The following is an 11,928-nucleotide window of genomic DNA, read 5'->3' on the forward strand; positions in this document are numbered from 1 at the left end:
AAACAGAAGGTACTCCTCCTAAGACGACTAAAGAATTTTTTGACTGCTTTAAAGTAAAATATTTCTATATTTTACTTATATTGTAGATTTAAAATTGGGATTTTCGCTTGTGATTTGTTAGAAAAGAGGAGGAATAGTAAACATGGGTTACTCGAAGAAATCGAACAAATTGTACGCTGCTGCAGCTGCGCTCGCAGTCACGGCGTCTGTCGTAGCACCGGTTGCTGCTGATGCAGCATCGAAGGTCTCGGTTAAATACATCTCTCCAATCTTGATGAAACACGCTGGTGGTTCGAAATATGCAGTCAAGAAATTGACGCTACCGACGAAAGTCAAAGTCAAACTTTCAAACGGCAAGTACGAAATGCGCTCAGTCAAATGGAGCGGTTCTGTCAAATTCGAAAAGAAATACATCAACAAATACCAAGTCCTTTACGGTAAGGTAGCAGGTACGACGAAGAAAGCGATCCTCAAGGTCGAACTTCAAAACTACCCAGTTGATGTCCTCGAACCAGTCCTCGAGCCGGTTGCTGTTGGCGAAAAAGTTCAATTGCCAAGCACGATCAGCATCCAGTACAAATCAGGTATCATCGTTAAGCGTCCAATCAGCAAGTTCAACCTCAAAACACCATCGACTTCAAAAGCAGGCAAATATAAACTGGCTTACTCGTACAAAGGTGCTAACTCTGTCGTAACAGGTTACATCAACTACGAAGTCAAGGCAGCAAGCATCTCGAATGTCATGGGAAGCGTCGATGATCAGATGCTTTCAGTCAAAGCAGACGTCATGTACCCAGCAGTGGGCGCAATGGCAGAACTCTTGATCTACCCAGGCAAAGACATGTCAGCAACTCCGATCGTTGCAAAAGGAACGCTCTCGAAAGGGAAGTTCATGGCATCACAAGGTGGCATTCCAGAAGGAACACACAGCTACGTCGTCAAAGTCGGCGATGTCAAATCAGCTCCGATGGACTTCACGATTGCAAACACAGTTCTCGCTTCAGCAAAAGCAATCGGCAAAGAGAAAGTCGAAGTCTCATTCTCGCGTGCCGTTGACTCTGTCTCAGCAGACAACTTCAAAATCGCAGGTGCGACAGTCAAGTCAGCGACACTTAGCGCAGACAAGAAGTCAGCAGTTCTTGAAGTCGAAGGACTCGAGTACGGCATGGACTACTCAGTTGACGCAAAAGGCATCTTGATTGGTGGCGTTGCAAAAGACCTCGGTTCACTCAGCTTCATGACGCAAAGCGTCGAAAACATCTGGATGCTTGAAGTGACACCAAAAGCGTCTTCGATCCTTGCAAACGGATCAGACAACACGGAAGTCACATTCCAGTTGAAAAACAAAGCAACAGGTGAAGTCGATACGAAAGCAGACGATATCGTCTTAAAATTATCGACATCATTCGGTTCACTCGCGAAAGAACGCGTTACTATTCAAGATGGTAAAGCGACGGTTCTCTTGACGTCTGAGTTCAGCAACACAGACATCGAAGCAACGATCGATGCGCAAATCATCGAGACGGTCAATGGCGAGTACAAAGACTTGATCGGTAAGATCGATGGACAAGCGAAAGTCAAATTCAGCACGGTCATGGTTACACCAGCACCAGTTGAATTGATCAACGTTCTTGCAGCGGAATCGAACCAAGCGGATCGTGTGACGATTTTCCTCGATAAAGCCGTTTCACGTGACCTTCTCTTGAAATCGTTCGGTCTCGATAAGAAATTACCGACTGTTGACGAGAGTGAATACCTCGCAAACGACAACATCCAAATCGAACAGTTCGATGGTTCGAAACGCGTCATCGGTATCAAATCCATTCCTTCGAATCCAAAAGCATTCGAATTGATCCTTGATAAAGAAACACCACTCCAAGACAACGCAACTGTTAAAGTGCTTGCGAAAATCACAAGCAGCACGGATACAGAAGTGAAGTCAAAAGCAAGCTTCAAGTTGACAGATGCACGTCAGCCGGAAGTCACTTCGGTCAAACCAGTCGGTCTGAACCAACTTGAAGTGAAATTCTCTGAAGCAATCGCAGGCGCGAAGTTCAAAATCGATGGTCAATACGGCGAGAAGTACTTCAAAGTCGAATACCTCGGATTTGATAACAAAACAGGTGTCGATCGCCGTGATACAGTCATCATCACGTTGAACGATGCGAAAATGATGGGTGTTGCTCCAGAAGAAGCGTATCCAGGAGCAAAAGAAGGCTACTTCGCACCTGGTAAACACTCACTCCAAATTTGGAACACGATGGACTTCGCAGCCCTTTCGGATGAGTCGAACATCGGAACGACACAAAACCTCGACTTCACAGTCGCTGCTGATACAGTCAAGCCGACAGCTGGTGTCGTTGTTGAGTCGCCAGAACAGTTCCGTATCATGTTCAGCAAACAGCTGAAAGGTCTTGATCTTGATGCGGTCAAAGCATTGCTTGCTTCGAAGAAGTTGAAACTCGAGCGTTACAACTCGAACACGAAGTTGTACGAAGACTTCAGCCAGTATGCTGATGTCACGTACTACGATGAAGAGACAGGCGAAGTTCTCCTCGAACTCAATAAGGACTGGACGGAAATCTACGATACAGTCAACACGAAAGAGAACTACTACAACGATAAGTTCAAACTTTCGCTCGCAAAAGATTCTGTCAAAGCAGAAGCAAACGGCGAGAAAAACGACGCGTTGTCGCTTGATCTCAACTATGCTGGTTCACCGCTCAACTCTCCAGATCTGAAGAGTGCGGAAATCACGACGATTGACCGTTACCTCTTGACGAATGACTTCACAGTCATGATGAGCGAGCCGGTTAAACTTCGTGGTCTTGATCAGTCGGATACACCACTCATCAACGCAGAAGGTACAGTACTTCCGCCGAAAACAACAGTTGAGTTCATCGGTAAAGATAAAAACGGTAAAACCGTTACGATCGATGGATCAGTCGTTGGTTACACGGATAGCTCAGATATGAACTTCCGCGTCGCTGCGAATGATAACCTTCAGTATCTCGTCGACAAAGACGGTTACGGAGAAGAGTGGAAAGTCGTCGTCAAGTCACTCTCTGACGATGTCGGAAACACTGTCGCTACAGCGACACACGACTTCAAAGTTTCGAAAACGCCAGTCACACCAGTGGCTTCACCATTCGAAATCGTTAAAGTCACGGCAAACGCAAAAGATGAAAAAGACGTCATCCGTATCAAGTTCTCTGAAGGTGTTCAATACACTGGAATGTACGATGCGACGAACACTGCACAGTACACGTTGAACGGAAAAAATCTCCCGGTCGGCACAAGCATCTCGCTTGCTGATTCGGATGATGATATCACGAACGGTCTCGACATCGTTAAGATCAAAGTTCCAGAAGGAACACTCAAAACATTGTCGAACGTCATCACAGTCAACAAAGAGCTTCAGTCGTATGACAACTCTGTCTTGACTGGTGGTTACGAGAAAGCAGTTCTTCTCGGACTATAAGAAACGCGAAACCTCTTCCTACTTTGGTAGGGAGAGGTTTTTTGTGACAAATCAGCGCAATCGATTGCATTTTAGTAAATCTATTTACCTATTTTCAAAAATACAACTGTATTTACTTTGAAGAAGATGTTAAATTATGTGATGTTATTTGAAATTTTAGGTATAAATAATTAGAAATATAGATTAGTTAAAGGGAGATTAGACTCATGAATAAGACGAAAAAAGTCTCAACAGGTTTGCTTGCGGCATTGGTCGCGACAAGCGGACTAACGTATGCACCAGAAAGCGCAAAGGCTTTCGCACCAAGTGAAAAGCTCGACAATCGCGTTATTTTCCAAAGCTTCAGCCTGTATCAACCGTACGAAAGCAACATGTATCGGACGCTTGCTAAAAAAGGTGAATTGCTTAACTCGTGGGGTGTGACAGACGTTTGGTTACCACCTGCATACCGTTCATTCGACATGGCGCGTTACATGGAGGGGTATGCAATTGCTGACCGTTATGACCTCGGTGAGTTCCCACAAGGACCAGGTGGATCGGTTGCGACAAAATATGGAAAAGCAACACAACTCGAGATGATGGTCGACATGTTGCATGACGACAACATCAAAGTTCAGATGGACCTCGTACCGAACCAAATGCTCGGTCTCAATCAACGTGAAGCTGTTTTTGTTCGTCGTGCGACAAGCTCAGGTGAGCCGTTCGCGAATCCATTCACAGGTGGAGAGAAAACAAAGACCCTCGCAACGCCTTACCTCGCTTACACAAAAGGTGGCGGTATGGGACAAGCAAAATACGGTTACCTCAAAGAATGGAACAAATCGTTCATCAATGGAACATCACTGCAAGGGCAGGGGATGGGTCGTGTCATGACGGATAAAGACGGTAAACCGTACCGTTACTTCGGTAAGGACGATGCGAAGAACTACTTACCAGAATGGTTGCTTGACGCAGCGAAGACACAGAACTTGAATGTCATCGATACGTACCTCGCAGCAGACGGTTGGTATGAAGTCTCACCAGAGAACTGGAAGCCAATGCTTTCGCAATATGCGAAGGATGAAGGATACCTGGAGTACATGAAACAAAACGGCTTCGCAACAAAAGAAGCTTTACTCACCTCAACGGAAAACGGAAAAATCGCTTCGTTGACGGAAGAATACATGAAAACACAAGCTGCGTACGGTTATGGATCAGAAGAACGTTCATACCAAAACGATAACTCAGGGATCGACATCGAAGATCAGTTCCTCTTCGTCGATGAGACTGGTTTCCCAACGCAGGCATACAACAAAACGATGACGAACAACGATGAGTTCTTGATCGGTGTCGACCTTGCGAACTCGAACCCAGAAGTCATCAAGGAGCAAAAGAACTGGATGAAGTGGATGCTTGAGACATACAAGTTCGATGGTTTCCGGATCGATGCGGCATCACACTATGATACGAGAATCTTGAATGCAGAAGCAGAAGTGTCAAAAGCGCACTTCGGTAAAAAAGATTACCTCAGCTACATCGAGAGCTATAAAACAGAACAGAATGCTTACATGAAAGCTAACAATAATGAACAACTCGTCATGGACGGAGAGCTTTACTTCACGCTCCGTTCAGCACTTACGCCATCGAACAAACGTGCACTCCGTGACTTAGCGAAAGTCTCAGTCGTTAACCGTGAAGGTGACGGCGCGACGAACGTTCAAGCGAACTGGTCATTCGTCAACAACCATGACCAAGAGAAAAACCGCGTCAACCAAATCATGCTTGATGCGTACGGCATCAAAACGAATACGCAGTACGGAAAAGATGGCGAGCCGAAATCGTTCGAGAAGCTCTACAATAAAGAAGATGAAGCGAAGGCACTTGCGATCTATAACAAAGAACTCGCAAGTCCAACGAAGAAATACTCGACGGAAAACGTCGTCGCGCAATACGCGTTCCTTCTTTCGAACAAAAACACGGTACCAACGGTCTACTACGGTGATCTCTACCAGACGGATGCATCGTACATGTCGAAAACGACACCGTACTATGACGAAATCACGAATCTCCTAAAAGTCCGTAAACAGTATGCGTATGGTAAACAACACGTTGCGTACCACACATCGAACACGTCTAAAGAAGCGGGTAAAGACTTGATCTCAAGCGTTCGTTTCGGAAAAGACCGCAACACAGGTGTCGCGACAGTCATCGGGAAAAACGCAGCCCTAGATACGACAGTTCAAGTCAACATGGGTAAAACACACGCGAACCAAGTCTTCGTCGATGCTAGTGGCGTCACGAACACGAAACTCGTCACAGATAAGAACGGTATCTTGACGGTTCCAGTCAAAGGTATCAAGACAGCTGAAGTCAACGGTTACGTCGGCGTCTTCGTCCCACAAGCAACAAAAGCGCCAGTTGCAGCAATCAAAGCAGGTGCTGTCTACCAAGGAAAAGCACTCGACTTGAAAACGACAGTTACGAACACGACATCAGCAGTTGCGTCAACACGCTACCGTGTCCTTGATACGAAAAAAGCGACAGTTGATTCAAAAGGTCGTCTGACAGGTAAAGCAACAGGTAAGACGACGGTTGAAGCAACGGTTACGTTAAAAGACGGTTTTGTCTTGAAAACAGTTTTACCGATCGAAACAAAAGCGAACAGCGTCACGCTGAAAGCAACAAAAGCAACACTCAAGAAGAACCAGACTACACGTATCGCGTATACGTCAGCAACGGATAAGATCAAATCCGTTCAGTATGCGTCAGCGAACAAAAAAGTCGCACAAGTCTCGTCGCGTGGTAACGTGAAAGGGATCAAAGCAGGCAAAACGACGATCCGTGTCACATACACGACAGTAGGAAACTACAAAGTCGTCAAAACATTCACAGTCACAGTCAAGTAATTTTAGACATCACTCTCCCTGCGAGAGTGATGTTTTTTTGATTCGCGTCAATGTTTCACTATATTCCACATAATTCCATCTAATCCGGGTATTAGTAAGAAAGACCTAGAGGGAGGAACAATGATGCGAACATGGATAGTAGGGAGCTTAGCGCTTGGTTTGATCTGTAGTACGGTACCAGTCAATGCGTTTGAAAAGCAGGAAACGATTCGTCCTGCAACATTAACGACGGCAAAGGAAGTCCCGGCGTTCTCAAAGCAAGCCGGTAGTGCTTTAACAGGTCGCTTTGATTCGGATGGATTTGCGGTCTGGTATTTTGATGCGAAGGATTTCGTCGCAAAAGGAACGCATTTTGAGTTCGAACTCGACTACGATACGTACGGAACGATGTTCGCCAGTAAAGCCGATGCGGAAGCAGGTCGTGTCTACAATCGCTACTATCAAGTTACGGATGATACGCTCTACTTTCCACTCAGTTGGAGCGGACGACAATACTTAGTCCTCGAAGGCTATCCGGGCGACCGTTATTCTGTTCCTGCCTACATCTCACGTTATGAACCAATCGAGGAATCGATGGCAGCTGCTGTCAAAGCAGTCAAACCGGCGTTACTTGTTCAGACACGCCCTGGTGCAATGCGGGCACAATCGTTCGGTGCCTCAAAAATCGAACCGATAGCGTCTGAGCTCCGCATCGAACGACTCGTCTATGATTCGTATGCTGACGCTGAAGCAGCGAAGAAAAAGTTCGAGCAATCGAATAGCGTTGCGTTCGCAGAATTCGACGCACCGATCCAAGCATTCGGTGTCGACGCCTATCAAAAACATCAATGGTCGCTGCAGAACACGGGACAAAAAAAGGGACTGAAGGGAGCAGACATCGGCTTTGTCGCCATGCAAAAACGCATCAAAGGCAAGAAGCTGTCTGCAACGAAAGTCGCAGTCCTTGACTCCGGCATTAATCCGACGTATGCCGACTTCGCCGGTAAAGTCCGGATGGATCTTGGCTATGATTTCATCAATGGCGATAAGACGGCGTGGGATGATAACGGACACGGTTCACACGTCGCCGGGATCATTGCAGCCGGTGGAAATAATACGTACGGGATGACCGGTATCAATCCGATGACGACGTTGATTCCAATTAAGGTGCTCGATGAGTCAGGGGCTGGTTCGGTCTCGGGACTCGTCAAAGGTATCCAGCATGCAACGAAACAAGGTGCCCGAGTCATCAACATGAGTCTCGGCGGTAGTTCTTCTTCGAAATCGATCGAGTCGGCATTAGCAGCGGCAGTCAAGAAGAACATCCTGATCGCCGCCGCTTCCGGAAACGAAGGACGCGGAACGGTCGCGTATCCGGCCCGTTCGAAATATGTCTTGTCGGTCGGTGCGACCGGACGAAAAGATACGAAAGCGTCGTTCTCGAATTATGGAACAGGTCTAGACCTCGTTGCTCCAGGCGTCTCGATTCCAAGTTATCTCGCAGATGGGGAGTTGCTATATGGAAGTGGTACTTCGATGGCGACGCCACATGTCGCAGGTGTCGCGAGTCTTATGATCAGTCTGAAGCCGTCCTTGAAGGCAAGTAGTGTGGAAAGCATCCTCAAGAAATCAGCGAAGGATCTCGGTAAAAAAGGCTATGATACGAGTTATGGTGCCGGTCGTTTGAATGCCGATAACGCCGTCAAACTAATCCCTTAATGCAGTCAAGAAGTCCTGTGCGAACAGGGCTTCTTTTTTTCAGTCAATTCATTGATTGATAGAGGTAAAAAGAACTAGGAAAATCAATTTTTTCCATTATAATGAAAAAGGATACAACGATAAGGAGTGAAACCCAAATGAAACAGGTCATCGTCAGTGCTCTCCTCGTGAGTGCATTTGGTACATATACATGGGATACGACAGAAGCTGCGACAACGGCGAAAAAAGTGCCGGCCATCGAAGCGAAAACGAAAAAAGGCTACATCAAAGGAACGTTCGATGCGAGCGGAAAGGCATTGTTCTATTTTGATACGAAGACGTATCTGTCAGGTGGAACACACTTGAAGTTCGCCTTTGACGCTTCCAAAAAAGCAACCGTTTATACGTCGCAGACGGAATACAAACAAAAAGATCCGTATGCGCGGTATGCGAATAGTAAAAAGACACTCTTTTTCCCACTGACGTGGAGTGGGCGACAATACATCGAAGTGACGGGGGCGAAGAATAAAGCTTTTACGATTCCCTATAAACTCGAACGCCTTGAACCAATTCGCGAATATGCGACAAAATCAACGACAACCGGACAAGCGACGAGTCTCGTCGTTCGTCTGAACGGGGCGACGAAAGCGAGTACGTTGTCACAGACGTCACGGGCTACTGATCACGAAACGATTGATAGTACGTTACGGCTCGAGAAGTTTTCCTACAACAGCTTCATCCAAGCGATGGCAGCCAAACGCCAACTGGAAAAAACGAAGGGCGTGCGGTACGTCGAACTCGATCAACCGATGAAGTTACTCAGCACCGATCCGTTCCAGTCCGTCCAGTGGGCGCTGAAAAATACGGGACAACGCGGAGGCGTAAAAGGAGCGGATATCGGTTATCACGCGATGGTCAAACGAATTGCCAACAAATCACGTTCGACCGTTCGCGTGGCGGTCGTCGATACGGGGATCAATCCGACCTATGCGGATTTCGCCGGACGCGTCCGGATGGATCTCGGATATGATTTTGTTCATAAACGTCAACTTGCTTATGACGATCACGGGCACGGGACACACGTTGCCGGTGTGATCGCTGCAACATCAAACAATGGCTACGGGATGACGGGGATCAACGATCGAGCAAGCATCATTCCGATCAAGGTCATCTCGCGCAATAACTACGCGTCGAACTCGAATATCGCCAAAGGCATTCTGTTCGCTGTGAAACAAAAGGCAAAAGTCATCAACTTGAGCCTTGGTGGTGGCGGTGTCTCACTGGCGATTGAAGATGCCTTAGCGGAAGCGCGCAAGAAAGGGATCTTCGTTGCAGCAGCAACCGGTAATGAAGGCGCATCGAAACTGTCCTATCCGGCACGTTCGAAATATGCGTTCTCGGTCGGGGCGACGAACCGATTCGATAAACGAGCGTCATTCTCGAACTACGGTGAAGGGCTCGATCTCGTCGCACCGGGGCAAGATATCGCGAGTTATTTGCAAGACGGCGAATCGATCTTCTGGAGTGGCACATCGATGGCAACACCGCATGTCGCAGGGGTCGCGAGTGTCCTCTATAGCTTAAAGCCAAGTATCAAAGTGACGGACGTCGAATCGATTCTTCGGAAGTCAGCGAAGGACCTCGGCAAAAAAGGTCGCGACACGACGTACGGATATGGTCGCTTGAATGCCGATCGTGCCGTTCAGCTCGTGAAATAAGGAAAGTAGGTTAAACGATGAAACGTATCCTATGTGTCTTCCTCATCGGTGCCCTCTGTTTCAGTGGGACACTCGAAGGACAGGCAGCATCAAAGGAAGCACTGCAGATCAAACAAGCGTACAAAGCACTCAAGTTCGGTATGACGCTGACGGAAGTCGCGAAGACGATATACGGAAAAGAGTATCGTAAATACATCAAGAAACAAAATGGTAGCGTCATCTTTACGAAAAAACCGGGAACGACCGATAACGAACAAGGGTATCGCTCCCTCGGATACGTACTTGAGCGTCCCTCCAAAAACCTTCCGACGACAACGCTTCTTGAATTTAGTACGAAACAGCACCAGAAGACATATTACCTAACACAAAAAGCGCTTTACTACCAAGCTGATACGGAAAATGGGTTGTATGAAAATAGCCGGACACTCATGAAGCCGGCGTCATTACGCCACGGGATGACGGAGAAACAACTCGACCAACTGGTGTCCGGCAAAAAGCTTGGACAGGTGTCAATGTATTTTAGTTGGAACGTTTCGTCCGTTTTCAAAGAAAGTCCGATGAAAACGGGGCGCTACAAAATCTATCAATTCCACCGGTCGCATTCGAAAAAGATGCAGGTCGTCACCTTGTCCTATAACACACAGAAAAAGCGATATGAAGTGGATACAGAAATCGGGATTTCATTGAAATACGAAAAATGAATAAGGATGATTCATGGAGTCATCGAGGAGAGTAGGAAACAGGTATGAAACGCATCATGATAGGGTCACTCTGTTTAGTACTGTTGCTTGGTTTGTTTGTTCCAAGAACAGTTTCCGCAGCAACAAAAGCAGAAACGCTTGCGACGTCACAGTACAAGGGCTTGAAAAATGGAATGACGATGGAACAAGTCGCGCAAGTCCTGTACGGCAAGTCGTATCAGAAACACCTGAAGAAAAGAAACGGATCGACTGTTCTTAAACTTCCAATCAACTTCGAAGGAGACGAAGAAGGACATAAGCAATTAATCCACGTCCTCTCCGATTCGGCAACAACACATCCCCCGACTGAACTGGTCTTACAATTCATGACGAAACAGAAGAGTACGAAGTATCGCTTGGTGACGAAAGCCTTGTTCATCGAACGGAAGACGAAGACAGGATATCGTGAAAGCACACGGACGCTCGTCAAAGGTGCCGTACTCCAGAACGGGATGACGGAAAAAGAGCTGGATGCGAAATTGACGGGGAAGGGTCTTGGTAACTGGACGATGCTCGGTCATATGGATACAGCGTCTGCTTATACGCTAGACGAACAAAAACGAGGATTTGCTGAAGTGTCTCGGATCAAGGAATACGTCTTTAAATCGACGACGAACAAGTGGAAACATGTCGAACTGACGTATAGCGAACAAAAAAGAACCTACCAGGTCAGTGATATTCGGACGATTAAGACAAAAAACTAAAGCACGTGCAACAGAAAGTGAGTGAAATGGATGCAGAAGTGGAACGTCAAACGATGGCTTCTCATGGTACTTGTCGCAATAGTTTCTTTACATCCAGTAACGGCGGATGCGGCAACGAAGGCTGAGACGATCGCGACAAAACAATATCGTGCCTTAAAACCGGGGATGACAGTGGAGCAAGTCGCCAAAGTCCTCTATGGCAAGACGTATAAAAAGCAACTGAAGATGAAAAACGGTTCACAAGTCTTACGATTGAACACAGAAATCGAGATGGAGGAATGGGATCGGAACGTCCTACTTTATGATCTCGTGAATCGAAAAGTGGAATTCCCGTCAGCAATCGGTGTCCTGATGTTCATGACGGAGACAGGTGGGACAAAGTATCGGCTGACGATGAAACAAATGGAGTTCAAGCGTGACACGGCAGCCGGATTTCGGACGAGCGATCGCAAACTGGTCAAAGGTGCGGAAATCAAGAACGGGATGACGGAGCAACAAGTCGATCGATTACTGACGGGGAAAGGGCTCGGGGCATTCGGAACACTCGGTCACGTCGATACGACATCCGTCCTTCGAAAAAAAGAAGTCAAAGCAGGGAAAGCGACGATCATTCATACGAAATCGTACGTTTTTCCGACTGCAACAAACAAATGGCAATACATCTTTTTCATTTATGACACGAAAAAGAAAGCGTATCGTGTCGAAGATCATAGTCAGTATTAA

At 46.9% G+C, this 11,928-nt stretch carries 7 protein-coding genes; all 7 read left to right on the plus strand.

The annotated features are described in order from the left end of the window. The first annotated feature begins 142 nt into the window (after window positions 1-142). The 7 genes from KNQ06_RS00765 (at window position 143) to KNQ06_RS00795 (ending at window position 11,928) form a co-directional block, all read left to right on the plus strand. Window positions 143-3,481 carry a hypothetical protein gene (locus KNQ06_RS00765; RefSeq protein ID WP_215147045.1) on the plus strand — a complete coding sequence of 1,113 codons (3,339 nt, stop codon included), beginning with the start codon at window positions 143-145 and terminating at the stop codon, window positions 3,479-3,481. A gap of 206 nt (window positions 3,482-3,687) precedes the next feature. After that, on the plus strand, window positions 3,688-6,366 hold the full coding sequence (locus KNQ06_RS00770) for a glycoside hydrolase family 70 protein (RefSeq protein ID WP_215147047.1): 2,679 nt from the start codon (window positions 3,688-3,690) through the stop codon (window positions 6,364-6,366). 123 nt (window positions 6,367-6,489) lie between these two features. Next, window positions 6,490-8,064 carry a S8 family peptidase gene (locus tag KNQ06_RS00775; protein ID WP_215147049.1) on the plus strand — a complete coding sequence of 525 codons (1,575 nt, stop codon included), beginning with the start codon at window positions 6,490-6,492 and terminating at the stop codon, window positions 8,062-8,064. Window positions 8,065-8,201: 137 nt separating this feature from the next. Beyond that, entirely contained in the window at window positions 8,202-9,761 is a 1,560-nt protein-coding gene (locus tag KNQ06_RS00780; protein ID WP_215147051.1) for a S8 family peptidase, read from the plus strand. Between the two features lie 17 nt (window positions 9,762-9,778). Continuing rightward, entirely contained in the window at window positions 9,779-10,462 is a 684-nt protein-coding gene (locus KNQ06_RS00785) for a hypothetical protein (protein ID WP_215147053.1), read from the plus strand. 44 nt (window positions 10,463-10,506) lie between these two features. Beyond that, window positions 10,507-11,205: a hypothetical protein gene (locus tag KNQ06_RS00790; RefSeq protein ID WP_215147055.1), complete on the plus strand. Its 699-nt coding sequence runs from the start codon at window positions 10,507-10,509 to the stop codon at window positions 11,203-11,205. Window positions 11,206-11,235: 30 nt separating this feature from the next. Next, complete coding sequence (locus tag KNQ06_RS00795; protein WP_215147057.1) at window positions 11,236-11,928, plus strand: hypothetical protein; 693 nt, start codon at window positions 11,236-11,238, stop codon at window positions 11,926-11,928.

Origin of the sequence: Exiguobacterium sp. s91 (assembly GCF_018618915.1) — a bacterium.
In the GTDB taxonomy this organism is placed as follows: domain Bacteria; phylum Bacillota; class Bacilli; order Exiguobacteriales; family Exiguobacteriaceae; genus Exiguobacterium_A; species Exiguobacterium_A abrahamii.